Origin of the sequence: Virgibacillus sp. SK37, from assembly GCF_000725285.1 — a bacterium.
In the GTDB taxonomy this organism is placed as follows: Bacteria; Bacillota; Bacilli; order Bacillales; family Amphibacillaceae; genus Virgibacillus_Q.
Window position 1 is genome coordinate 1,557,686 of the sequence record NZ_CP007161.1, and the last position, 25,290, is coordinate 1,582,975.

At 38.3% G+C, this 25,290-nt stretch carries 27 protein-coding genes and 1 riboswitch; of the genes, 22 read left to right on the forward strand and 5 right to left on the reverse strand.

All coding sequences use genetic code 11. The features are described 5' to 3' along the window. The first annotated feature begins 12 nt into the window (after nucleotides 1-12). The 3 genes from X953_RS08045 to X953_RS08055 all read left to right on the forward strand — a co-directional run bounded on the left by X953_RS08045 (nucleotide 13) and on the right by X953_RS08055 (nucleotide 2,823). Nucleotides 13-408, forward strand: coding sequence for a DUF350 domain-containing protein (locus X953_RS08045; protein ID WP_040955110.1), 396 nt, complete (start codon nucleotides 13-15; stop codon nucleotides 406-408). Nucleotides 409-510: 102 nt separating this feature from the next. Then, nucleotides 511-2,061, forward strand: a complete 1,551-nt coding sequence (locus X953_RS08050) for a polyamine aminopropyltransferase (protein ID WP_369792733.1) — start codon at nucleotides 511-513, stop codon at nucleotides 2,059-2,061. 81 nt (nucleotides 2,062-2,142) lie between these two features. Further along, nucleotides 2,143-2,823 carry a metal-dependent hydrolase gene (locus X953_RS08055; protein WP_040955111.1) on the forward strand — a complete coding sequence of 227 codons (681 nt, stop codon included), beginning with the start codon at nucleotides 2,143-2,145 and terminating at the stop codon, nucleotides 2,821-2,823. A gap of 43 nt (nucleotides 2,824-2,866) precedes the next feature. On the opposite strand, the gene X953_RS19090 is transcribed toward X953_RS08055, so the two are convergent. Beyond that, nucleotides 2,867-3,892: a prepilin-type N-terminal cleavage/methylation domain-containing protein gene (locus X953_RS19090; protein WP_052350091.1), complete on the reverse strand. Its 1,026-nt coding sequence runs from the start codon at nucleotides 3,890-3,892 to the stop codon at nucleotides 2,867-2,869. A 60-nt stretch (nucleotides 3,893-3,952) separates the two neighbouring features. Between X953_RS19090 and X953_RS08065 the strand changes: the two genes are divergently transcribed. From X953_RS08065 to X953_RS08120, 12 genes are all read left to right on the forward strand, one after another. After that, nucleotides 3,953-4,369, forward strand: a complete 417-nt coding sequence (locus X953_RS08065; RefSeq protein WP_040955112.1) for a type II secretion system protein — start codon at nucleotides 3,953-3,955, stop codon at nucleotides 4,367-4,369. After that, nucleotides 4,366-4,782 carry a hypothetical protein gene (locus X953_RS08070; RefSeq protein WP_156958469.1) on the forward strand — a complete coding sequence of 139 codons (417 nt, stop codon included), beginning with the start codon at nucleotides 4,366-4,368 and terminating at the stop codon, nucleotides 4,780-4,782. Before X953_RS08065 ends, X953_RS08070 begins: the two co-directional genes overlap by 4 nt. Before the next feature lie 13 nt (nucleotides 4,783-4,795). After that, on the forward strand, nucleotides 4,796-6,424 hold the full coding sequence (locus X953_RS08075; protein WP_040957041.1) for a GspE/PulE family protein: 1,629 nt from the start codon (nucleotides 4,796-4,798) through the stop codon (nucleotides 6,422-6,424). A 12-nt stretch (nucleotides 6,425-6,436) separates the two neighbouring features. After that, entirely contained in the window at nucleotides 6,437-7,477 is a 1,041-nt protein-coding gene (locus X953_RS08080) for a type IV pilus twitching motility protein PilT (protein ID WP_040955114.1), read from the forward strand. A gap of 2 nt (nucleotides 7,478-7,479) precedes the next feature. Then, nucleotides 7,480-8,679 (forward strand): type II secretion system F family protein, encoded by a 1,200-nt coding sequence (locus tag X953_RS08085; RefSeq protein WP_040955115.1) that lies wholly within the window; start codon nucleotides 7,480-7,482, stop codon nucleotides 8,677-8,679. Nucleotides 8,680-8,722: 43 nt separating this feature from the next. Beyond that, a riboswitch (cyclic di-GMP riboswitch) is annotated at nucleotides 8,723-8,807 on the forward strand. A 34-nt stretch (nucleotides 8,808-8,841) separates the two neighbouring features. Continuing rightward, nucleotides 8,842-9,210, forward strand: a complete 369-nt coding sequence (locus X953_RS08090) for a prepilin-type N-terminal cleavage/methylation domain-containing protein (RefSeq protein WP_040955116.1) — start codon at nucleotides 8,842-8,844, stop codon at nucleotides 9,208-9,210. Between the two features lie 83 nt (nucleotides 9,211-9,293). Next, on the forward strand, nucleotides 9,294-10,049 hold the full coding sequence (locus X953_RS08095; RefSeq protein ID WP_040955117.1) for an A24 family peptidase: 756 nt from the start codon (nucleotides 9,294-9,296) through the stop codon (nucleotides 10,047-10,049). 18 nt (nucleotides 10,050-10,067) lie between these two features. Further along, entirely contained in the window at nucleotides 10,068-10,985 is a 918-nt protein-coding gene (gene pilM / locus X953_RS08100) for a type IV pilus biogenesis protein PilM (protein ID WP_040955118.1), read from the forward strand. A gap of 12 nt (nucleotides 10,986-10,997) precedes the next feature. After that, on the forward strand, nucleotides 10,998-11,552 hold the full coding sequence (locus X953_RS08105; RefSeq protein ID WP_040955119.1) for a hypothetical protein: 555 nt from the start codon (nucleotides 10,998-11,000) through the stop codon (nucleotides 11,550-11,552). Beyond that, nucleotides 11,533-12,078, forward strand: coding sequence for a hypothetical protein (locus X953_RS08110; protein ID WP_040955120.1), 546 nt, complete (start codon nucleotides 11,533-11,535; stop codon nucleotides 12,076-12,078). Before X953_RS08105 ends, X953_RS08110 begins: the two co-directional genes overlap by 20 nt. 184 nt (nucleotides 12,079-12,262) lie before the next feature. After that, on the forward strand, nucleotides 12,263-12,490 hold the full coding sequence (locus tag X953_RS08115; protein WP_040955121.1) for a hypothetical protein: 228 nt from the start codon (nucleotides 12,263-12,265) through the stop codon (nucleotides 12,488-12,490). A 70-nt stretch (nucleotides 12,491-12,560) separates the two neighbouring features. Continuing rightward, nucleotides 12,561-13,868, forward strand: a complete 1,308-nt coding sequence (locus X953_RS08120) for a DRTGG domain-containing protein (RefSeq protein ID WP_040955122.1) — start codon at nucleotides 12,561-12,563, stop codon at nucleotides 13,866-13,868. Nucleotides 13,869-14,029: 161 nt separating this feature from the next. Here the strand turns inward: X953_RS08120 and X953_RS08125 are convergent, their stop codons facing one another. Next, nucleotides 14,030-14,320 (reverse strand): YtpI family protein, encoded by a 291-nt coding sequence (locus tag X953_RS08125; RefSeq protein WP_040955123.1) that lies wholly within the window; start codon nucleotides 14,318-14,320, stop codon nucleotides 14,030-14,032. Nucleotides 14,321-14,472: 152 nt separating this feature from the next. Between X953_RS08125 and X953_RS08130 the strand changes: the two genes are divergently transcribed. Further along, complete coding sequence (locus X953_RS08130) at nucleotides 14,473-15,414, forward strand: bifunctional oligoribonuclease/PAP phosphatase NrnA (RefSeq protein ID WP_040955124.1); 942 nt, start codon at nucleotides 14,473-14,475, stop codon at nucleotides 15,412-15,414. A gap of 64 nt (nucleotides 15,415-15,478) precedes the next feature. On the opposite strand, the gene X953_RS08135 is transcribed toward X953_RS08130, so the two are convergent. The 3 genes from X953_RS08135 to X953_RS08145 form a co-directional block, all read right to left on the reverse strand. Beyond that, a complete protein-coding gene (locus X953_RS08135; protein WP_040955125.1) occupies nucleotides 15,479-15,676 on the reverse strand; it encodes a hypothetical protein in 198 nt (65 codons plus the stop codon). Between the two features lie 122 nt (nucleotides 15,677-15,798). After that, entirely contained in the window at nucleotides 15,799-16,305 is a 507-nt protein-coding gene (ytrI, locus tag X953_RS08140) for a sporulation membrane protein YtrI (RefSeq protein ID WP_040955126.1), read from the reverse strand. Next, on the reverse strand, nucleotides 16,305-16,637 hold the full coding sequence (locus X953_RS08145; protein ID WP_019378598.1) for a YtrH family sporulation protein: 333 nt from the start codon (nucleotides 16,635-16,637) through the stop codon (nucleotides 16,305-16,307). Before X953_RS08145 ends, ytrI begins: the two co-directional genes overlap by 1 nt. Nucleotides 16,638-16,778: 141 nt before the next feature. Here X953_RS08145 and dnaE point away from each other — a divergent pair, with 141 nt between their 5' ends. The 6 genes from dnaE (at nucleotide 16,779) to pfkA (ending at nucleotide 25,289) form a co-directional block, all read left to right on the forward strand. Then, nucleotides 16,779-20,129 carry a DNA polymerase III subunit alpha gene (gene dnaE / locus X953_RS08150; protein ID WP_040955127.1) on the forward strand — a complete coding sequence of 1,117 codons (3,351 nt, stop codon included), beginning with the start codon at nucleotides 16,779-16,781 and terminating at the stop codon, nucleotides 20,127-20,129. A 123-nt stretch (nucleotides 20,130-20,252) separates the two neighbouring features. Continuing rightward, nucleotides 20,253-21,488 (forward strand): NADP-dependent malic enzyme, encoded by a 1,236-nt coding sequence (locus X953_RS08155; protein ID WP_040955128.1) that lies wholly within the window; start codon nucleotides 20,253-20,255, stop codon nucleotides 21,486-21,488. Nucleotides 21,489-21,511: 23 nt separating this feature from the next. Continuing rightward, the gene (locus X953_RS08160) at nucleotides 21,512-22,135 is read left to right on the forward strand and encodes a FadR/GntR family transcriptional regulator (RefSeq protein WP_040955129.1); all 624 of its coding nucleotides are present in this window, start codon (nucleotides 21,512-21,514) and stop codon (nucleotides 22,133-22,135) included. A 164-nt stretch (nucleotides 22,136-22,299) separates the two neighbouring features. Continuing rightward, nucleotides 22,300-23,172, forward strand: coding sequence for an acetyl-CoA carboxylase, carboxyltransferase subunit beta (accD, locus tag X953_RS08165; RefSeq protein ID WP_040955130.1), 873 nt, complete (start codon nucleotides 22,300-22,302; stop codon nucleotides 23,170-23,172). Continuing rightward, nucleotides 23,156-24,127, forward strand: a complete 972-nt coding sequence (accA, locus tag X953_RS08170; RefSeq protein WP_040955131.1) for an acetyl-CoA carboxylase carboxyl transferase subunit alpha — start codon at nucleotides 23,156-23,158, stop codon at nucleotides 24,125-24,127. The genes accD and accA overlap by 17 nt, the downstream gene beginning before the upstream one ends. 202 nt (nucleotides 24,128-24,329) lie before the next feature. Then, nucleotides 24,330-25,289: a 6-phosphofructokinase gene (gene pfkA, locus X953_RS08175; protein WP_040955132.1), complete on the forward strand. Its 960-nt coding sequence runs from the start codon at nucleotides 24,330-24,332 to the stop codon at nucleotides 25,287-25,289. Nucleotide 25,290: the final 1 nt, after the last annotated feature.

The window sequence follows — 25,290 nt, forward strand, 5'->3', positions numbered from 1 at the left end:
GAGGGAAATGGAATGGAACCATTTATTGCAACACTTTTGTATTTTGTAATATCAATTGTAATAGTTATTATTGGATTAATTATATTTGAAAACATGACGAGAAAATATAAGGACATGGAAGAAGTAAAGAATGGAAACGAAGCAGTGGCATTGTCCATCCTAGGGAAAATAATCGGTATTTGCGTTGTATTAGCATTTGCAATATATAACAGTTCTGTTATTTATGAAACGATCATCTGGGGAATTGTAGGAGTAGTTCTGCAGATGGTTGCTTATGGCCTTTTTGATCTTTTTACCAAGAGCTTTTCTGTGCAGGATGAATTACTGAAAAACAATAAAGCAGTAGGTCTTATTTCAGTTGGTGTATCGATTGGTTTAGCACTTGTTATCGGAGCTTCTATTACATAATTTCACAAGTTCCTTAAATAATAGTGAATTATAACTGGCTTCCGTCATTTAACTGGCGAGAAGCCACCTTTTGTTTCTGAACTAAAATTTGGAGTGATAATAGTGAAAAATTCAGCCGAAAGAAATAGTAACATCATTTACTGGGCTTCGGGAATTGTATCCATATGTGGTATTATTTTCGAAGTGCTTTTCGGGGCACTTGGTTCGTACATACTAGGCGATGGAGTAAAACAATATACACTTATTATCTCTCTATTTTTAACTGGGATGGGAATTGGAGCCAGTTTAAGTGAAAAGGTAATGAAACATTTGATTATTGCCTTCGTGTATGTTGAATTTGGTGTAGCAGTGATTGGAGGCTTTTCCAGCTTTACCATGTTTGGTATAACTGCTTTTGCTCCAGAAGGAACGGATGCATTCTATTTATATCTCATTACATTAGTGATCGGTGCATTAACAGGTTTTGAACTACCTATTTTAATAAGGAAAGCAAATGAGATTGGTGTTACATTAAATAAGAGTACCGCAAGAGTCCTTTTTTCTGATTATGCAGGTGGGTTAATCGGAGGATTATTGTTTGTATTTTTATTACGTCCCCAGTTTGGCATGGTTAAATCTGCCTTCTTGGTAGGCTGTATTAATGTAACGGTAGCATTAGTTGTCTTATGGCTATTTCGAAAAGAGATTAAATACTTTAGTGTACATGCAGTTATTGGGACAGGTATCGCAATTCTTTTGATAATTGGACTGTTTTTTGGTGAGGAGCTCGCCTTTACATTTGAACAAAAGCTATATAAAGACCCCATTCTCCACATGGAAGAAAGTAGTTACCAAAAGATTATTCTTACACGTGATGAGGAGGATGTTCGCCTGTATTTAGATGGTTCGTTACAGTTAAGTTCGACAGATGAGCATCGCTATCATGAAGTGTTGGTACACCCTGCGATGTCATCTGTACCACAACCAAAAAATGTCCTCATTTTAGGCGGTGGGGATGGCGTGGCTGCGAAGGAAGTGTTGAAGTATGATACGGTGGAGAATGTTACACTTGTTGATCTTGATCCAGCAGTCATAGATCTTGCGAACACCAACAAATATTTACTTGAATTAAACGACGGATCACTAAAAAATAATAAAGTACACGTAAAAAATAAAGATGCCTTTCAGTTTCTCGAAAAGTCTATAGTGTTTTATGATGTTGTTCTCGTTGATTTACCTGATCCGAATAATGAGAGCTTGAATAAGCTTTATACGAAAGAATTTTATTCACTGGTCCGTAATCATTTATCACCAGAAGGAACCATGATGGTACAGGCAACAAGTCCGGTTTTTGCAACAGAAGTATACTGGACCATCTCGGAGACCATTTCCTCTACAGGTTTAAATACAGAAAATCTGCACATTGATGTACCAAGTTTTGGTAATTGGGGCTTTGTAATGGCAAGCAGAAAAGATATCGAATTGGATGAATTGAAAATAACTGTTCCAACTAGATATCTAAAGTCGGAACTGCTTCCTAGTCTTGCTGTTTTTGGTAAGGATGAAGACGGTGATATAGAGGGAAGGAATGGAAAAGACCTAACCTTAAAACCAAATACATTAATTGATCCACACTTAATACAAATTTATGAAAAAGCTTGGAAAAACTATTAGAAACAAATAAAATAGGGTAAAGGAATTAGTGGAGTCTCTGTCGAAACGATAGAGTAGAGCAAATGAAAAAGGAGAGATAATGTGAAAGTATCTTATCATGGTCATTCTGTTGTAAGGGTGGAAACAGACTCCCACAAAATTTTAATTGATCCGTTTATTTCCGGAAATGAAGCATGTGATTTAGATCCAAATACAGTGGAAGCAGATGTGATTTTACTAACACATGGTCATAATGATCACGTTGGTGATACGTTTGATATTGCTAAACGTAATGATGCCCTTGTAGTCGCGCCCAATGAATTGGCTGTTTACTTAGGTTTTAAAGGGTTGAACACACATCCAATGCATATTGGCGGTGCCAACGAATTTGATTTCGGTAATGTGAAATTCACACAGGCTTTTCACGGTTCCTCCTATACTGAAGAGGACAACACAATTGTTTATACAGGAATGCCTGGTGGAATTCTATTAACAATTGAAGGGAAAACCATTTACCATATGGGGGACACAGCGTTATTTACCGATTTAAAAATGTATGGTGACATGAATGATATTGATTTAGCATTTGTCCCAATTGGCGATAATTTCACAATGGGACCAGAGGATGCGTTAATCGCAACAGACTGGATTAAAGCGAAAACCGTAGTACCCGTTCACTATGACACCTTCCCTGTAATCAAGCAGGATCCAGAAGACTTTGCAAGCAAAGTAAAAACAGGAGAAGGAAAGGTAATGAAGATTGGGGAAGAGATGGAGTTGTAAAAGAAAAACCCGTGGGTGCTGCACTCACGGGTTTATTCTTACTCTATTTCGTTGTATAACAATTTTCTCCGATTTTTTTTAACTTATCTTTATATTTTTCTTTATTTTTAAATTCACCTTCTACACATAGTTTACCTTTAATATCAATATTTCCTTCCAGATACAAGTCTTCCTTCACAGTTAAACTGGCATGCTTCTTCATAGCCAACCCGCCTAGAACACATAAGTCATCTTCTACAGTAAGCTCTGATTTATTTTGCACAGTTAAACCTTTTTTTATATATAAATCATCATATACATGAAGATTAACGTGATTATTTACATTTAAGCCATCTTCTATATATAAATCATCTTTAGCTAACATATTAACGTGATTATGAATTGTGAGCCCTTTTAAAAAGGCTGCGTCTTCTTCAAAAGTTATTTTGTTACAGTTAGGGTTTCCATTACCAGTATTCACATGGCTGCTAAACTTAACCTCTTCGTTGAAAAAGCAATCCTTAATATCTCCCTCAATGTAATCATCAAAATCTTCATCGTCATCATCGCAGCCATTATCACAGTTATCATCTTTATCATCATCTTCTTCGTCGTCCTCATCATCGTCATCACCATCGTCGTCACATCGATCGACTTTGTCTAAGGTTAAGAGGTGTTCTTTTCTTCTGGCCCAGGAAGTCTGTAGTGGGATTTCTTGTTTGTTTGCTGTATCACTAAAGGTTACGTCAATCTCCATTGATTCGTCATAATCCACATCATTAATACATTTATTGCTATCCAATTGCTTCTTTTCTCCATTGGTAATATTGTACTCTGTAATTTTTAACGGGGTATCCGGAGGTAAACATATTTTATTGGTATCTTTGTTATAAAATTGATTGCGCAGGTCACTCATAACCACATTTGCTTCTTGTTGGAGGGAGATGGATGCACTTGTTTTTTGTTCGCTGCTCATTAATTGCACAATGACACCAGAAGATAATGCAACGACCAATCCAAACAGGGCAAGTGCTGCTAGCAGCTCTACTAAGGTCATTCCTTCTTCGTTTTTAAATTGTCGAATTCTCATGTTTCCACATCCAATACATGCTATAATAGGATAAAAGTCACAGTTAAGGCGTGAATTCTATTGTATACTAAATTCAAACAAATGAATAGTAGGGGTTTTACCCTTATAGAAATTATAGCATCGATCACTATATTAGGAGTTGTTATTGTTGCTTTGTTACCGATATTTCCTCAAATCTTTAGCTGGACCAAAATGACGGAGGATGAACTTGGTTCGAGTAACCTGCTAGGTCAAGTAGCTGAGGACATTAGAGAAATAGTAATTGATGAACAGTTACCAATTTGCCCGAGTGCTGTATCATTAGAAAACATTGCGCCATATCCCGAATCGGAGGGGTATCCCTATTCAGTCGATGTTGCTGTCTGTCAATCCGAAGAAGAGGCGACATTAGGGCTAACGAGGGCCCGTATTCAAATTCTCAAAGACGGGAAAAAAATAAGTGAATCGTATACATATATTACAGGTAAAGAATTATGAGATACTTGAAAAATAACAATGGGGCGGCCCTCGTATTAACGTTGATGATCATTACCCTGCTTCTACTGTTTATCCTAACCCTTTTTCTGCAGGTTACCAATACGAGTAAACAGGTGAATCGAATGGAACAGCAGCATGACGCCAGGTTGATTGCTGAGATGGGAGTGACCTATCTTCAGGCTGCACTGAAAAATTACGATCAAGAAGAGAACATTAATAATTATCTTGAGGAAAAGGTAAAGGAAGCTAATAACGTAGGAGTTCTTGGAGGCGGGCGTCATTTCACATTGGAGATAGAAATACCGGAGATAAGTGAATCAGCAAGTCCAATTGAAATTACATACATCAGTATCGGAGTAAGTGGAGACAGAACAGAGGAAGTGGAAAATACCATTAAGATTACCTATGATTAAGGCGGTGAATGGAATGATAACAAGAAAACGGCTTGGTGACTTGCTGAAGGAGGCGGGTCTGGTAACGGAAGAACAGATCATGGAAGCATTGGAAACAAAGAAGGATGATCAAAAATTAGGAGATGCCTTACTCGAACATGGTTATATAACAGAAAGACAGTTAATTGAAGTATTAGAGTTTCAACTCGGACTTCCACATGTCTCTTTATACCGTTATCCTGTGGATGAAAATGTCTTACAGTTTGTGCCAAGGGATATGGCCCAGAAAAACTATATCATCCCATTAAAGTTCCAGGATAATAGTTTAATGATCGCTATGAAGGACCCAATGGATTACTATATTATAGATGATCTCGAGCTATCTACCGGATTTCCTATTTCACCGGTAATTGCTGCTAAAGACGATATTCTTTTTGCTATTAATAAATATTATTTTAAATCAGAAAAAGCTACTATCGGCGATACGGAGGGAGCAACCACAGATGAAGCGCCAATTATAAGGTTGTTGGATCAACTTCTCACAACAGGTATTCAATTAAAGGCAAGTGATATACATATCGATCCACAGGAACAGCATGTCAATATCCGCTATCGGATTGATGGGAGACTGCAGACAGAGAACACGGTACCAAAACAAATGCAAAATGCTTTAATTGCACGGATTAAAATATTAGCTGATTTAAATATTACCCAAACCAGATTACCACAGGATGGGCGAATCAAAACAACAGTAGGTGTGACGCCTGTTGATTTACGGATTTCTTGTCTGCCGACAGTACACGGGGAAAAAATAGTAGTCCGGATTCTGGATTTAAACAATGCCTTAATGAACCTCGACGACTTAACTTTTTCTAAAAAAAATATGGATACATACCAGGAATTGATTCAACAGCCTTCTGGTCTGATTCTGCTAACAGGGCCAACTGGTTCTGGAAAGACATCGACATTGTATGCATCGATTCAGCGTCTTAACAGGGATAATGTGAATATTATTACTATTGAGGACCCAGTTGAATTTCAGATGGAAGGTATTAATCAGGTGCAAGTTAGTAGTGCAGTTGGTCTAACGTTTGCCAATGGATTAAGGTCGATCTTAAGACAGGATCCTAACATCATTATGGTCGGGGAAATACGTGACCAGGAAACAGCGGAGATAGCGATTCGTGCTTCTCTGACAGGACACCTTGTATTTAGCACCATACATACGAACAGTGCGATTGATACCATTCCGAGGTTGATTGATATGGGGGTAGAACCTTACCTAGTTGTTTCCTCCTTGTCTGGTATTGTAGCACAGCGTCTTGTCCGAAAAATTTGCCGGGATTGCAGAACGGAAAGAGAACCATCAAAAATGGAAAAGGAAATATTTGAGAAAAATGAAATGGAAGTGGAACGTGTATATTATGGCGCAGGGTGTAATGTTTGCCATCAGCAGGGCTATCGAGGGAGAATCGCCGTACAGGAGGTTCTGGCAGTGGATGAGACCATACGCAGCATGCTGCTTAACAATCGGCCTGTTACAGAAATCCGCGCCTATGTAGCAGCACAAAACTTTCAATTTTTAATTCACGACGGATTAGATAAAATTAAGCAAGGACTCACTTCCATGGAAGAAATTATGCAGGTTTCCATACGGCTATAAGGAGGATCTCTAATGAAACTACAATTTGATACATGGTTAACAGAAGCATATCACCAGCAAGCATCTGATATCCATCTGACGATAGGTAAAGCACCGATCTTCCGTATAAATGGAAATTTGATTGAACAGGATATGGAGAAACTGCGACCAACGGAAACAAAACAAATTGTTTACTCCATTTTATCAGAGGAAAAATGGAAGCAATTGGAGCGGGAAAGAGAGCTCGATTTCTCTTACGGAATTAATGGAGTTTCCCGCTTTCGGATAAACACCTTTTATCAACGAGGGGAACTTTCTTTAGCGATTCGAATTGTACCGAGGGGCATCCCATCCATTGACGAACTTGGGCTTCCATCCAATTTGAAAGAAATAGTGAAACAGCCACAGGGTCTTGTTCTCGTTACAGGCCCTACAGGGAGCGGAAAAAGCACCACCCTTGCCTCGATGATCGATCATCTCAATCAGTCGGTACGAAAACATATTATTACATTGGAAGATCCGATTGAATATATGCATAAACACCGACAATCGGTTATTGATCAACGAGAAGTTGGGATTGATACAGCTAATTTTGCAAATGGGCTACGGGCAAGTCTGAGACAGGATCCGGATATTATTCTTGTAGGAGAAATGCGTGATTTGGAAACTATTTCTACTGCAATTACCGCTGCAGAAACAGGGCATCTAGTATTAGGGACCTTACATACGAAAGATGCTGTCTCAACGATTGAGCGAATTATTGACGTCTTTCCACCAGAGCAACAGACACAAATCCGTATCCAGCTTTCTACCATTTTGTCAGCAGTCATTTCTCAACGTCTTCTCATTACGAAGGACCGCCAAGGACGCAGGGTGGCTACGGAAATTATGATTAATACTTCTGCAGTAAAAAATCTCATTCGCAATGAAAAACTTCATCAGCTGCAAAATGTGTTGCAAACCTCGCGTGAACAGGGAATGCATACACTGGAAATGGATCTGAAAAGGTTGGTACATGAAGGCCAAATTGCTTATGAAACTGCAGCTCCGTTCCTACCCGAGAGGAGTTACTAATAATGAATTATCAATATTCGGGTAAACGCCTTTCTGGCCAAAAGGTGAAAGGCCAAATCGATGCAGATACACGACAGGCCGCTCTTGCAAAATTGGAGCAGTCTGGGTTAATTATTTTACGCATAGAGGAAACAAAGCCATGGAATAAAGATATCATTCTTAATAAACGGATTAAAAATAAAGATTTTGTCATATTCTTACGGCAATATGCAACATTGATTCATGCAGGAATTTCTATCTCAGATGCTACAAAAACAATGATTATGCAGACAGGAAATTATGCATTGCGAACTGCTCTAACAGATATGGATAAGCAACTGGACCAGGGACAAGCATTATCCAAGGCAGTAGCACGGCATCCAAAAGTTTTTCCGAGTTTACTAGTTAATATGATTCATGCAGGGGAAGCAAGTGGGAAGCTGGATGATATTCTTAATCAGATGGCAGATTATTATGAGAAAGAATACCGAAATAAACAGAAGATCATTTCTGCGTTACTTTATCCAGCTGTGGTAGGAGTCGTTACATTAGTTTTAAGCATTTTTTTACTTGTGTTTATAGTACCCCAGTTTGTCACTATGTTTCGGTCATTTGGTGAAGAAATTCCAGCATATACAAAATTTGTTTTGTCATTAAGCGAATGGGCAGGACTGTTTTGGTGGATGGTTCCCGTCCTCGGTGTATTAGGATTTATTCTATATAAATACTTCATTCAGTATGATTCTTTTCGTTATCGGGTCGATGTTGGCAAGCTGAAGTTTCCATTTATCGGAGTGCTCGTCCATAAGGGAGCCCTGGTAAGAATGACGCAAACGCTAAGCACCTTAGTAAACAGCGCTGTACCTATCCTGGAAGCAGTGGAAATTACCGAGAAAGTTGTTGGTAACAGGGTAATTGAAGAAGTATTGGTGAAGGCTAGAGATTCCCTGGAAGTAGGGGAATCAATAACCGAACCGATGAAGAAACATTGGGCTTTCCCTGCACTTATCATTCAAATGATACAAATTGGAGAAAAAACAGGGACACTTGATCATATGCTAACAAAAGCTGCCGAATTTTATGAAGAAGAAGTGGAGCAGTTATCCAACCGGATTAAGACACTGATTGAACCATTGATGATTATTATTCTTACTGTCATTGTTGGTGGCATTATTACTGCTGTGGTTATTCCAATGTTTTCTTTATTTGAAAACATTCAATAAAATGGTAGATTTTAGTTAGATTGTATAATATAATATGACTAGGAATAAAGTAGGAAGGCGATGAGTGGTTACCTGTATATGGGCACTTTGGTAATCAGGAGCAAGTAGTGCAACCGGCCGACTTCATTTAATAGATACATATTAAAGAGAGGCGGGATTTTTATGCTTACACGCATGAAAAAAATGTTAAAAAAACAAAAAGGATTTACATTGGTGGAATTGCTGGCAGTTATTGCAATTTTGGCGATTATTGTGGCTATTGCGGTGCCTACGATAGGGAATGTGATTAGTAAATCTAAAGATGACGCAGATGAAGCTAACAAGGAATTAATAGAAAATGCTGCTAGATTGGCAGATGTAAATGGTGAGCTTGTTAACAATACAATTACTGTTAGTGAACTACACAGTAAGGGTTACTTAGAAGAAATACCAACGAACCCTAAAAATGAAGAGGAAGTTTATTCTGGAAGTGTAACTAAGGATACTGGGAAAATGACTTACGAGAGTGGATTTACCCCAAAAACTAAATAACATATCAAACGCCCCGGCACATCCCGTGCGCGGGGCGTTCTTCAATTACATAGGTTAATAGAATCATACAAGGAGCTTACATTATGCACCTAGCTATCTTATTCTCATTCTTTCTTTTCGGCCTCATCTTTGGCTCGTTTTTTAATGTTGTCGGATTACGCCTTCCAAAACAGATCCCCTTTGCCAATGACCGATCCATTTGTCCTCAGTGTAAGGAGCAGCTTAACTGGTATGAAAATATCCCCGTTGTTTCTTTTATTATACAGGTGGGCAAGTGTCGTCATTGCCAACAACCGATCTCTTTTATTTACCCGATTACCGAGGTGGTCACTGGAATAAGCTTTGCCGTGAGTTATGCTGTTTTTGGCTGGCAAATCGAGCTTGCCATTGCCTTATTGTTTGTGTCGATGCTCATGATTCTTTTTGTAGCAGATATTACTTATATGCTCATTCCGGATAAGGTACTGCTCTTTTTTTTACCTCTGTTTGTTATATTGAGAGTAGTAGAGCCGCTTGACACTTGGTGGTCCAGTATAGTTGGAGCAATTGTTGGTTTTGTGTTGCTTGCAGCAATCATATTGATTAGCCGTGGCGGCATGGGTGCTGGGGATATGAAGCTGTTTGGTCTACTCGGGATTGTGCTTGGAGTAAAAGGGGTACTGCTCGCGTTCTTTCTTTCCTGCATGATAGGTGCAATTATAGGTATTATCTTACTTGTGTCAGGAAAAATCGATCGCAAGCAGCCGATTCCTTTTGGCCCCTACATTGTAGCCGCAAGCCTAATCACATATTTTTACGGGGACAATCTACTAAACTGGTATGGTGCGATACTTTTATAGGCAGGTGATGGATACACAATGGGTTTATTAACAAATGATAGAGTCAATATTGTAATAACGAATTATCTTTTACGTTATGCCTACTATCGCATACCTGCGGCAGAAGGTCTTGTGAGCTATGGAGAAATCGAACTGCCGAAGGGAACGGTGAAAGAGGGTAAAGTCGAGAATAAATCGGTACTTGTGGAAATGATTAACAAACTGATTCATGAGAAGAAATGGCGAAAAAAGAAACTTTTCTTTTCTTTGCCGGATGATACAGTGGTGATCCGAAATATAGAGATACCTGCTTCATTAGCAAGGAATGAGGCAAAGGAATATGTGAAAACTCAACTGGGGAACAAAATATATCTTCCTTTTTCTAATCCTGCAATTGCTCTTGATTTTCTTGATGATGCCCCAGAAAACCAAGAATTTCAGCAAGTGTTGCTATATGCCTATCCACAAGATAAATTAACTGCTTTTGAAGAGGTGTTTGATAAAGCAGGATTTAAAGTGATTGGGGCGGACCTAACTTCCTTGTCGGTATACCGTTATTATTATCTGACAAGAGAAGAGTCATCAAGGCATGTGTTATTAGCGCATTGGAATCGGGACAGCTTAGGGATAACGATATTCCAAGAACATAAAGCAATCTTTACAAGGTATATAACAATTGATCCAATGCTATTTAGCGGGAATAAAGCAGATATTACCGTAATGTTGGATGATTATATTTTGGAAATCAACCGCATTATTGATTTTTATCGTTACTCCATCACGAAAGGAAATGAGCAGATTGAGCAAGTAGTACTTGCTGGGGACTTTCCATTATTGAAAGAAGCACAAAGCAAAATAGCTGATCAGGTAACAATTCCCATAGATCGTTTTGCGAAAGAAGAATTGCCCGTGAAATATGTGGATGTAATGGGGTTGGGGATGAAGTCGGATGGTTAAAGGGGATGACATATGAATACCGAAATAAACTTTCTTGAAAAGCAACCTTGGAAATATCAGAAACCTGCTTTCTTTGTCGTCCTTTTTTTACTCCTTCTGACGATTGCTGTCTCCATTTTATATATACAAAAAAATCGGCTTGGAGCTGAATTAACGGAAGAAAAAAATAAGATAGTACAATTGGAAGAAGAGTTGCTGGAAATCAATAAAACAACAGTAAATCAACAGCAATTAAACAACATAAAAGAAGAGGTAGAAAGCATTCGCATGGAAGAACTTCCTGTGGTCGCCTCTTATTATAAAAGCTTGGAAGGACTAAAGAATCCTGATCAGCTGGTAAGTTTTGAATATACGGAAGAAAATCAGCTAGTCATGGATGCAGTTTTTTCTACAGTGGAAGAGGCTGCAAATTATGTGGAAGAAGTTCAGAGTAGAAAGTATATTCTTCGTACAGAACTTACTACAATGACAAAGTTGGATAAGAATTATCAGGCAACGGTAACGATTACTATGGACGAGGGTATCCTGAGAGAGGAGCTTGGTGGGCATGTGGAAGGAATGGACTAAAACCCATACATATATCGCTTTGGGTATTGTTGCAGCAGTTATAATGATCTATATTATTTCGTTTTTCGCTCTTATCAAACCTGCTCAGGAGGAAGTGCAAACAGAAGCACAAAAAGTTTCCATGTATGAGAAACAATTGCAAAAGGCTGACTCACAAGCGAATAATAACAGTGAGTTAACCGAAGAGGAGAGGTCTCTTCATCTGCTTGTTCCACCTGCAAAGTCACCAGATGATGTACTGCGGAAACTCCAGCAAGCGGCAACAGCTGCAAAAGTGACTATTGAATATGTAGGAACAGAAGGCCAGGAACAGCTTGAAAATAAAGATGGGAATGAGCAGACGAATGGCCTCCCGCAGGAACGATATGTGGTCGATGTTTATGCCGAAAAATTAAATGACATTCATTATTTTCTTGACGAAATTCAAAAGAGTGAACGGTTGATTACAATTGATACATTGTCCATTCAACAAACTGCTGAGCAAGTGACGGCCAGCCTGCAAATAAAAACGTATGCTCAAAGATAGCCAGATTCTTGGCTATCTTTTATATTGGCAAGAAAATGATAAAGGTAGCACCTTTTGAGTGCTGTTTAAACAAGCTCCACATTGTGTGCTAATTACCTTCTCCACAGCTTCTCTTATTCTTTATCTATCGTGTTCTACATTGTTTTTTTTCTCATATAGATAAATAGGAAGGAGGAGAAGGTACATGCGTCATTATGTTGTATTGCGTTTATTACTTGCAGCTTTTCTGCTATATGTAGCCTGGCCGATTATTCCGCAAGAAACAGGATTTGTGGCCAAGCTTTTTTGGGGGGCTTGGTTAGCCTTTTTTATTTTGGTAGTTGGAGGGAACTTTGCTGCTCTTTTACAAATGGTATCCCCTCCTGTTATGGAACAGAAAGAGTTGAGAAGACGACAAGCCTCTAATCATTGAGTTTATCTATTTTCAACTGTATAATAAAATATACAGATAATATTAGTACAGTTGAAGGTTGGTGGTCCCATTGGCTACAAAACATGAACAAATCATTCAGCATATTTTGGCGTTGGAAGTAGGCCATAAAATATCTGTCAGGCAAATTGCCAAGGAACTGAATGTAAGTGATGGTACGGCATACCGTGCCATTAAAGAAGCGGAAAATCAAGGTATTGTATCAACAATTGAACGGGTCGGAACGATTCGTATTGAGACAAAAAAGAAAGAAAACTTTGAGCGGCTTACATTTGCGGAAGTAATTAATATTGTTGATGGACAGGTTCTCGGAGGCAGAGAAGGGCTTCATAAAACATTAAACAAGTTTATCATTGGTGCAATGCAGCTTGATGCCATGCTTCGTTACACGGAAGCAGATTCATTAGTCATTGTTGGAAATAGAATAAAAGCACAGGAACTGGCACTGGGGGAGGGTGCAGCTGTCTTGATTACAGGTGGGTTTGATACAGAGGATCATATTAAGCACTTGGCGGATGAAAAGCAACTGCCTATTATCTCTACCAGTTATGATACATTTACTGTTGCAGCAATGATCAATCGAGCCATTTATGATCAGCTTATTAAAAAAGAAATCGTCTATGTAGGCGATATATTTACTTCCTATGATGAATCTTTTTATCTGACTGCTAGAGATACGATTGCTGACTGGTATCGTCTGAACGATCAATCCGGCCATACTCGTTTTCCGGTCGTGGATGATAGAAAGCGAGTTATTGGAATGGTAACTTCAAAGGATATTGTAGGTAAGGCTAATGATGTGCCTATTGAAAAAGTGATGAGCAAGGATCCGCAGGTAGTACAAGCAAAAACATCGCTTGCTTCTGTATCTCACTTAATGGTTTGGGAAGGTATTGAGGTAGTACCAGTAGTTGACCAGGCTCATGAACTACAAGGGATTATTTCCAGACAGGATGTTTTGAAGGCATTACAGCAAATTCAAAAACAACCTCAGGTTGGAGAGACGATTAATGACATCGTTGCTCGTAATCTTACACATACAGAAGAAAGTGAAATAGTATTTGAAACAGAAGTCACTCCCCAAATGACGAACCAGCTCGGTACATTGTCAAATGGAGTGTTCACCACTTTAATTACAGAGGCAAGTAGCAGGCTGCTGCAGTACTATAAAAAAGGGGATTTAGTTGTTGAAAATCTATCCGTTTTTTTTATAAAACCAGTGCAAATTGATAGCAAAATAACAATTAAGCCTAAGTTACTGGAAGCGGGCCGTGTATATGCCAAATTGGATGTAGAGGTTTTAACAGGAAGAAAAGTAGTCGGCAAAGGACTAATTATGGCACAATTAATTGATAGATAAAAAAAGCCGGGACAAAAAATTTTTATACATTGAAAATCCGAACCGATTCTTATTACTAATGAATCAAGGCTCGGATTTCTTTTTGTAATTAGCGGGGGAAAATGCGCAGACTACTCGCGAGTTTTTTCTGTTTTTAATTATTGCAGGAGTTTGCACTTTTCTCACGGATTCAGACGCCTATATTCACTTCTGTAGTGCTTGACTTCCTTCATTCCTCTTACTAACTGCATCCCACCCAAGATAAGAAATAGGATGCCAATAAATAGGGAAATTCTTGTTTGATAAAAAACATATTGATTTATTCCAAAAAAGAAAACGAAACTACCAAGACATATTCGGGATTTTGCGTTAAAATAAGCTTGAGTTAATTTATCTTCACTTTTTAATATGGCGACTTTATAATATACATATAAAACAAGTGAAAGTACGATGATGATGGGAAATATAAACATATAACCTCTCCTACTATCTTTTTAATATCCTCATATATTGTAACTTTTTTTATCAGGATAGGAAAGAGAAAGCTTGCTTTGTTGCTGTAAATGGTAGTGATAGTTTTCAAAGTTGCAGAGTCAAGGAGAGTACTTAAGATGGGAGCAATAAAATGATTACACGACAAATTTTAGATGATATTAAAGCGTTTGATACTATTATTATTCACAGGCATGTACGTCCAGATCCGGATGCCCTTGGCTCTCAAGGAGCATTAAGGGAGCTGATTAAGGAGAATTTCCCTGAAAAGAAGGTCTATGTTGTTGGAGAAGAGGATCCATCTTTAACTTTTCTCATTCGAATGGATACAATTGATGATGAAGTTTATCACGATGCACTGGTTATCGTTTGTGATACTGCCAATGCCGCACGAATTTGTGATCAAAGATATGATTTAGGTAAGAAACTTATCAAGATTGACCACCATCCAAATGTGGATGAATATGGTGACTTAAGATGGGTAGATACACATGCGAGCTCAACAAGTGAGATGATTTACGAATTTTATCTTCAGTTGCAAGATCAATTGAAAATGAATGTGGAAACAGCAAGGCTTATTTATGCAGGGATTGTCGGTGATACAGGCAGATTTTTATTTCCGAGTACTACGACAAAGACATTTCATTATGCTGCTGAACTTGTAGCTTATGACTTTGACCGTACGGCTCTTTATGATGGTATTTACAGTATGAAGGAATCCATAGCAAGAATGCGTGGATATATATTGACGAATTATACACTGTCTCCAGAAGGAATGAGCACAGTTAAATTAACAAGGGATAAATTGAATGAATTTGGGGTCAGTCCTGTAGATACCGGTCAGCTGGTTGGTGTACTGGGAGAAGTGGAAGGTATAAAGGCGTGGGTCTTCTTTATTGAAGAAGAGGATCTCATACGGGTGCGCTTCCGTTCAAAAGGACCTATAGTAAATGATATTGCTGCGAAATATAATGGTGGGGGTCATCCGATGGCTGCAGGTGCATCTGTCCAAACATGGGAAGAAGCGGAAAAAGTTATCGAAGATCTACATATAGCATGTTCTAATTTTAAATAAAAAAATGTGCTGATTTCATGATGGAGGGTAGAAATCAGCACACTTTCTATGTGGCATGAAATATTTAGCTTGTTTTACTGTCAGGCATTGGGATAAACCAGCAGCCTGTTCTTGTATCATCACAATAAACATGAAGATGCTCCTTCTCAATTTCCCGTTTGATCAACCTAATCAGTTCCCCAGATTCAGCATAAGCGGTACGACCTTGTTTTAACTGTCTAAGTTTTTCATCTCGTAATCTTATCTCATTCATAATTAACATCCCAACCTCTCCTTTCACGTTCAATAGTATATGAATAAATTAGTTATTTGTCTCTACTTCTATTTTATTTCATTTTTTTGTGCTTTGCTATTCGTTTTCAAATATTTCATGAAACGTTCACATTAATCTGCCAGTTCTGCATGAAGCGTTAACTTTACTGTTTGGGAGATGATGGAAAGTTTCTCGACTTCAAATGAATAAGTAAATTCATCTACAGTATAATTTTTATTTTCGATGGAGGAAATTAAGAGATCATCACTTTTGTCAATAATGGAAATATCTCTCCCTATAATATGTTTTATTTCCTTTTTTACCATTTCTTCCAAATCATGTACGATTAAACGATCCAGACGAAATTCCTCTTTATTAGCAATGGTAATTTCTAATGTCTCGACAGTAAGAGGCTCGTTCGATTTTTCGTTTAGATCTTTTTTATCCTGGAGAAGTGTCTCGTTTAAGCTTTTTAACTCGGTTAATTCTGTACGATATTCCCGATTTTCTTTTAAGAGCTGCTCATACATTTCACCATACATATATAAAAGCGTACAGTAAGCGATAATCCCACCGAATAACATACCAACAAAGAAACGTTGCCAAGTGACTTTTTTATGATATGGGGGGATATGCATTATGTGATTTCCTCCTGAATTAACCATTCAATTAATAAGATGGCGGTTTTAACTCCACCCATAGCAGATACAATAAATAATATCTGTTTCACTAAATCCAAGGTAGAACCATCCAATAATCCCTTCTCGAAATTGGCAATCGCATCAAATGTACCGCCAATAGCAGCTACAATGGCCCATATACGCAAGCTTTTGGCAATTCTGTTGATAGCGGTTATGGGCGCTTCCCCAGTAAGAAAAGATCCGATACTACCAATAATGGCTCCGCCAATAATGACACCAAATGCAATAAAATAACAATGAATAAAGGATGCAAAAAAGCGTTCTTCCATATAAATCACACTCCTTCCAGGACATGCTTCTATCATTTTATGAAAAGATAAGAACGGTTATGATAATCTAACAGGCAAACCGTATGCATGTTCTCTGGAGATTGTTATAATAGAAGGTAGAGAATTTGAAGGCGGGATATTATGTCATACACTCATTTACAGGTGAGAACAGGTTATAGCCTGATGAACAGCACCATAACCATTGATAAATTAGTAAATAAAGCAAAAGAACTTCAGTTTGAGACACTTGCCTTAACAGATGAAAATGTGTTGTACGGTGCTGTCTCTTTTTATAAAGCTTGTGTGCAGCAGGGAATAAAGCCGATCATTGGTATGGTGACAAGCATACTGTTAGAAGACGACTCCTTGGAGGACTGTATCTTATTAGCCAAAAATAATACTGGCTATCAAGATTTAATGAAGCTTAGTACACTCCTGCAGGAGAATAAAAGTAGCCATATAACCTTAGAGCAACTATCTCACTATACCAATGAATTGTTTGGGATTATTCCTGCTGCCCATTCACAACTTACTTCTTTAATAAAGAAAGAGGACCCCGATATTTATTCCTATATGGAAACTAGACAGGCTGTTTTTCCAGAGGAGAGTTTTTATATTGGAATTGAAGATCATGGCACGGAGGATGAGAAAAGCATTAACGATAAGCTTCATCATTTTTACCAGATCCAACCCTTTCCCGTTGTAGCATTACAAGATGTTCGTTACCTAAATGAAAAAGATGATGTGGCGTTTGATTGCTTACAGGCGATGAAACAGGGGAACGAATGGGACATGCGGTTGTCGGGACCTCAAGTAAGACAACGTTATTTAAAATCACCTTCAGAGATGTTGGGGTTGTTCCAACAGAATTGGCCTGAGGCATATAAGCATAATAAGCAAATTAGTGATAACTGTGTGGTAACCTTTGATTTTAACAAGCGGATGATTCCAGCCTATCCATTGACAGTTAATGAAAATGTACATACGTATTTGGAAAAGGAGTGTTGGAATCAATTAGATAGAAGATACCAAACAATTACAAAAGAAATAACTGAAAGATTAACTTATGAACTAAAAGTCATTAAATCCATGGAATTCAGCGATTATTTTTTAATCGTATCTGATTTTATTGCATATGCAAAAAGGAATAACGTCTTGGTTGGTCCGGGAAGAGGGTCGGCTGCTGGGTCGTTAGTAGCCTATGTACTCGGCATTACTGATGTTGATCCGATCCGTTTTGATCTTCTTTTTGAACGATTTCTGAACCCTGAAAGAGTAACAATGCCGGATATTGATATAGACTTTTCGGATAGAAGAAGAGATGAAGTCATTGATTATGTAAAAGACAAATATGGTGAAAAGCATGTTGCGCAAATCATTACATTTGGAACTTTTGCAGCAAGATCATTAATTAGGGAACTCTTAAAAACACTTAATATTGGACAAGAAGATAGTAACTTTGTTTTAAAACATCTCCAAGGACATAAACGAATCGTCGATATTATCAATGAATCAGACGAGCTTAAAGCGTATGTGAAGCAATCGGAAAAGTTAAAGGTTTTGTTTTCTATAGCTACAAAACTAGAAGGAATTCCAAGACATATTTCTACACATGCAGCAGGTATTGTAATTAGCGAAGAACCGCTCATGGAACATATTCCTTTAACAGTTGGTGCAAATGAAGGTCTTCTAACACAATATCCAATGAATGATTTAGAAGCAGTAGGATTATTGAAGATTGATTTATTAGGACTGCGAAATCTTACGCTTTTAGAAAAAATGAAGGAATCCATTTACTACTTCAATCGAAAGAAAATAGATCTAGAACGTATTCCTGAACAGGATGAAAAGACGTTTCACCTCCTACAAGCAGGGAAAACGAACGGGGTTTTCCAATTTGAATCTCAAGGTATGCAACAAGTACTTAAACGATTGAAACCTACTGAATTCGAAGACCTCGTTGCGGTTAATGCTTTGTATCGTCCAGGCCCAATGGATTATATTCCTACTTATATTAACAGGAAGCACCGACTGGAAGAAACTACTTATCCACATCCTGATCTTGCACCCATTTTAAGCAAAACGTATGGTGTATTAGTATATCAGGAACAAATTATGCAAATAGCGCATCAGATTGCTGGTTTTACGCTTGGTGAGGCTGATATTTTACGAAGGGCCGTCAGTAAGAAACAACAGGAAGTTATGGGGAAGCAAAAAGAAGCGTTTATTAAAGGGTGTCTGTCTAATGGGTATGATAAATCAGTCGCAGAAGAAATTTTTGATTGGATTGTAAAGTTCTCCAATTATGGGTTTAACCGAAGCCATGCAGTAGCCTACAGTAAAATTTCATATCAACTGGCCTATTTTAAAGCACATTTTCCTGCACATTTCTTTGCAGAGTTATTAAGCTCTATTGCTGGTCAGCAAGAAAAAATCCAGCAATATATAAAAGAAATAAAAGGGCTGGGAGTGGAAGTTGCGCCTCCTTCCATAAACCGCAGTTTTGGAAAGTATTCTGTTGAAGGTAATAAAATCCGAATTGGCCTGTTAAGTATTAAAGGAATCGGCAATCAAGTTGTTAGAGAGATTGTCCGGATACGAAAAGATGGACGATTTAAAAACTTATTCGATTTTTGCATGCGGGTACCGTTGAAAATTATTAATCGAAAAATATTGGAGAATCTTATTATGGCTGGAGCTTTTGATGAAACATATGAAAATCGGGCAAGTCTGCTTGCATCCATAGATCAGGCACTGGAACAGGGAGACCTCTTCAGGGAGTTTAATGATCAACCCAGCTTATTCCAGGATAAACTGGAATTGGAAGCTAATTATGTGGACATCGAAGACTTTAGTCAATTTAAAAAATTGACAGATGAAAAAGAACTGGTAGGAATATACCTATCAAGTCACCCACTTAAAAATTACCGAAATAAACTGCAGCAGGGAGGATTCACTACACTACTTCAGGCAGAACAGTTGGTTGGAAGAAGAAATAGCAAAGCTGGAGCAGTCATCCAATCTATGAAAGTGATACGGACAAAACGCGGAGACTCCATGGCGTTTCTGACGTTAGGCGATGAGACAGGAGAAATGGAGGCGGTTATGTTTCCAGATTTATATCGAGCTGTTAGCAGATGGATAAAGGAGGAACAGTTGGTTTCTGTAACAGGTAAGATAGAAAACAGAAACGGAAGATTACAATGGGTGCTTGCAGATATAAAGCCATTGGAAGAAGCAGATCTTCCGCATGTCGATAATCGGAGGCTATTTATAAAGCTCTCTCCCCATAATAAAGAAGAAGGGTTAGCGCTTATTAAAAAAATAGCGAAACGATTTCCTGGATCTACGCCAATTTTAGTATATTTGGAACAAGACCGAATAACATACCAATTAAAAAATGTTGCCATTCATCCAACAACAGAATGTATAAATGAAATGGTGGACCATTTTGGAAAAACTTGTGTAGTTTTAGATAACAAGAGTAAGTAATCAATACTTTACACATAAATACCATCTGTTATAATTAAGAAGTTAAGGGTGGTCTGACCACTTTACGTGCGTATATAATTATTAAAAATACAATCAGATATAGGATAAGGAGTGGTAATTGAAATGGCAAGCTTAAGAGATGAAGCATTGCATATTCATAAAGTAAATAAAGGGAAATTAACAACAAACTCAAAAATTCCGGTTCGAAATGCCAAGGATTTGAGCCTTGCTTACTCTCCAGGTGTGGCTGAACCATGTAAAGAAATATATGAACGTAAAGAAACAGTATATGATTATACAATGAAGGGAAATATGGTTGCAGTCGTCAGTGATGGATCCGCTGTATTGGGTCTAGGTAATATTGGTCCTGAAGCAGCGCTACCTGTAATGGAAGGGAAGTCTGTCTTGTTTAAAAGTTTTGCAGGAGTAGATTCCTTTCCTATCTGTCTGAATACCCATGATATTGAAGAAATTGTCCAAACGGTGAAGCTAATGGAACCAACATTCGGAGGCGTTAACCTGGAAGATATAGCAGCACCCAATTGCTTTGTTATAGAAGAACGTCTGAAAAAAGAAACCAATATACCAATCTTTCATGATGATCAGCATGGGACAGCTATTGTAACAGTAGCAGGGTTAATTAATGCATTAAAATTGGTAGGGAAATCTTTCTCTGATATTAAAGTAGTGGCAAACGGAGCAGGTGCTGCTGGAATAGCAATTATTAAATTATTGTATAGCTTCGGTGTTCGCGAAATGATTATGTGTGACTCAAAAGGAGCCATCTTTGAAGATCGCCCATATGGAATGAATGAAGTGAAAGAAAATGTTGCTAAATTTACCAATCTGGCAAAAAAAGAAGGATCTCTTGAGGAAATGTTGGAAGATGCGGATGTGTTTATTGGCGTATCTGTAGGCGGTGCTTTAACTCCTGAGATGGTGAAGAAGATGAACGAGGACGCAATAATTTTTGCGATGGCCAATCCGGATCCGGAAATTATGCCAGAAAATGCGAAAGAGGCAGGTGCAAGAGTAATAGGTACCGGAAGATCTGACTTTCCAAATCAGGTGAATAATGTGTTGGCTTTCCCTGGTATTTTCCGTGGTGCACTGGACGTTAGAGCAACTAGAATTAACGAGAAAATGAAAATTGCAGCTGCTGAAGCGATCGCTTCTCTAATTGGAGATGGCGAATTAAATGAAGATTATGTAATCCCAGCTCCTTTTGATGCTCGTGTTGCACCAATTGTTGCTAAAAGTGTTGCACAAGCAGCAATGGAATCAGGTGTAGCAAGAATTGACGTTGACCCTGAAGAAATCGCAGAGAAAACACGGAGATTAACCCAGATTGATCAATAAAATGGGGGTTAAGGGAGTGAAACATGGCAGTGTCCATGTCACCTAAGCAAAAAGTATATCAGGAAATTCTTCAGGAAATCCGAAAATTTATTGACCATCATGATTTAAAGCCTGGAGATAAATTACCCTCTGAGCGTGAATTGGCTGACAGGCTTCAAGCAGGGAGATCATCAATCAGAGAAGCTTTGAGAGCAATGGAATTATTGGGATTAATAGAGACGAAACATGGTGAAGGCACATTTATAAGTACGTATCGGCCATATCAGACGGTTGAAATTCTATCTTCTTTTATTTTGCAAGGAAAGGGCACAAAAAAGGATTTACTAATTTCTAAACGTATAATAGAAAAGGAATGTGCTAAGTTAGCCTATAAACAGTTAACTGAAAATGATCTGCAAGAGATGGAGAGCCTGTTAACTGATCCAAATCTGAGTGATAGTGAAAGACATACAGCTTTTTTCACTCATTTAGCTCATAAATCAGAAAACCTATTAATGAAGCGAATTTGGCAACTAATGGATGAATTTTCTGTTACTATGCCAGAACAAAAACTAGTGGATTCATTTTATGAAGAATTGATTGATGTATACAAAAGAAAGGTGTATATAGAGATCGAGAACTTGTTTGAGAGATATACGTGTTCGTAAATAGATTAATTTAAGATGTCGACGTTTTATGACAGTCTTTTTAATAGTAATGTATTATAGTGAAGGAAAAGTGTAGCTAAGTTGTAAGGGCAGAAACTTTCATAGGCTTTTAGCTTAAAGCTTGCTTTGTAGTTATAGGTTTGGTTCGAAAAGGAGGAGTCATCTTGCTTAAGGATTTTTTTGGCAAGCGAAAAAAGTATGCGTCCATACCAAGTGAACAGGCAAAAACGGATGTTCCCGAAGGTTTAATGCAGAAATGCAAAGGATGTCATAAAATTTATTATAGAAAAGAAATGAAAAAAAACTTAAATGTTTGTCCTAATTGTAATTATCATCATCCATTAACCGCTTGGGATCGTATTGAATCTTTATTTGATGAAAATAGTTTTCAAGAATGGGACAAGCAATTGATTACGAGTAACCCGCTTGATTTTCCGGACTATGAAGAAAAAATGAAAAAAGACCGTGAAAAAACAGGCTTGAATGAAGGTGTGGTTACAGGAGTAGGAACAATAGAGGGACATCGCGTAGCTTTTGCGGTGATGGATTCCACCTTCCGTATGGGATCTATGGGTTCTGTAGTAGGCGAGAAGATTGCACGCGCAATTGAAAATGCTAAGGACGAATCAATGCCTTTTATTATTTTTACAGCTTCTGGAGGGGCCCGAATGCAAGAGGGTGTCCTAAGTTTAATGCAAATGACAAAAACATCTATTGCTATTAAACGTTTTAGTGAAGCAGGCGGATTAATGGTTTCTATTATGACACACCCTACAACAGGTGGTGTATCTGCCAGTTTCGCTTCACTAGGAGATTATAATTTCGCTGAACCTGGTGCCTTAATTGGTTTTGCCGGGAGAAGAATCATTGAGCAAACCATTCGGGAGAAATTGCCTGATGATTTCCAAACAGCTGAATTTCAATTGAAGCATGGCCAATTGGATAAAGTGGTGCATCGCCATCAGTTGAAGCACGTTTTATCCACTTTACTTCAGCTACATCAGAAGGGTGGGAAGTCACTTGAAACAAATTCTTGATTTTGAAAAGCCAATTGTCAACTTAAGAGAAAAAATTGCTGAATTAAAGAATTTTACACAGGACAGTGATATTGACTTATCTGAAGAGATTTCTACCCTTGAAAAGAGATTATCTAAACTGGAAGAGGATATTTATGGTAATTTAAAACCTTGGGACCGTGTATTGATGGCAAGACACCAAGACAGACCAACTACGCTGGAATATATCGAGAATCTATTTACTGATTTTATAGAGTTTCATGGTGATCGGTTATTTGGTGATGATGAAGCAATAGTAGCGGGAATTGCTTATTATAAAGAAAAGCCTATTACTGTAATTGGCCATCAGCGAGGGAAAGGTACGAAAGAAAACATACGCAGAAATTTTGGTATGCCACATCCGGAAGGGTACCGTAAAGCATTACGTCATATGAAACAAGCGGAGAAATTTAACCGACCAATTATTTGCTTTATTGATACTAAGGGTGCTTATCCTGGTAGAGCTGCAGAAGAACGTGGTCAAAGTGAAGCGATCGCCAGAAACCTCATGGAGATGGCCGGACTAACGGTTCCTATTGTTTGTGTAGTTATCGGTGAGGGCGGAAGTGGAGGCGCGCTTGCGCTTGGAGTTGGTGATCACATTCATATGTTGGAGAATTCTACATACTCAGTTATTTCTCCGGAAGGTGCAGCTGCTCTGTTGTGGAAGGATTCTGGGCAAGCAAAGAAAGCTGCTGAAACCATGAAAATTACCTCCTATGATTTGAAAGAACTAGGTGTTATTGATACGATTATTCAAGAACCCAAAGGGGGAGCTCATCGAGATCTGGAACAGCAGGCCAAAAATATGGATGAAGTTCTGGAGAAATCGTTGCAGCAATTAGAAGGATATTCAAAAGATGAACTACTTGAGCAAAGATGGGAAAAGTACAAGAAGATCGGTGATTATAAGTTAGATCAATCAATGGACTTGTGATCTTCAAAGAGGCTGACATATTGTTAGTCTCTTTCTCTGTTGAAAGTAAATCATTTCTTCCTTATCTACTTTAGATAGTGGTCCCACCTTTCGCAATTCGTCCTTTAAAATATGCTATTGATTGCTATTTTAACGTTTTCGTTTTATCTTTAAGTAAGGAACATTAAACTAGAAAATCCGCTCAACAGAGGTGAATTTAATAATGAAACGAATTGGAGTTCTAACTAGTGGTGGGGATGCTCCAGGTATGAATGCTGCTATTAGAGCAGTAGTCAGAAAAGCAATTTTTCATGATTTAGAAGTGTATGGTATAAAATATGGTTACCAAGGTCTTATGGAGGGAAATATCTTTAAAATGGAGGTAGGCTCTGTAGGTGATATTATTCACCGTGGTGGTACTATGCTCTATTCTGCCAGAAGTGATGAATTTAAAACGCCTGAGGGACAAGCACGGGGAATCCAACAACTGGAAAAGTTTGGAATAGAAGGGTTAATTGTCATTGGTGGTGACGGGAGTTTTCGCGGAGCCCAAAAGCTAACCGAGAGAGGTTATCCTTGTATAGGAGTTCCTGGAACAATTGATAATGATATAGCCGGGACTGATTTTACCATCGGCTTTGATACTGCACTAAACACTGTTATTGAAGCTATTGATAAAATCCGTGATACAGCTACCTCCCATGAAAGGACCTATGTAATAGAAGTTATGGGTCGCGATGCTGGTGATTTGGCTTTATGGGCCGGACTGGCAGATGGAGCAGAGAGTATACTTATTCCAGAAAGAAAGGATGATTTCTCGGAAGTCATTCAAAAGCTGCAACGAGGACGTGAAAGAGGCAAGAAGCATAGTATCATTGTACTTGCCGAAGGTGTTGGTTCCGGATTCAAGTACGGTGAACGTATTCATCAAGCAACAAGCCTGGAAACACGTGTAACCGTGCTAGGACACATTCAGCGAGGTGGTTCGCCCACTGCTTCTGACCGGGTGCTGGCCAGTAGGCTGGGAGCATATGCAGTTGATTTATTATTAGCTGGAAAAGCCGGTAGAACCGTTGGTATTCAAAACAATCATTTAGTTGATCACGACATCCTCGAAGTGTTGAAAAAACAACATACAATTAATGAAGACATGTACAAGTTATCACAAGAGCTTTCGATCTAAA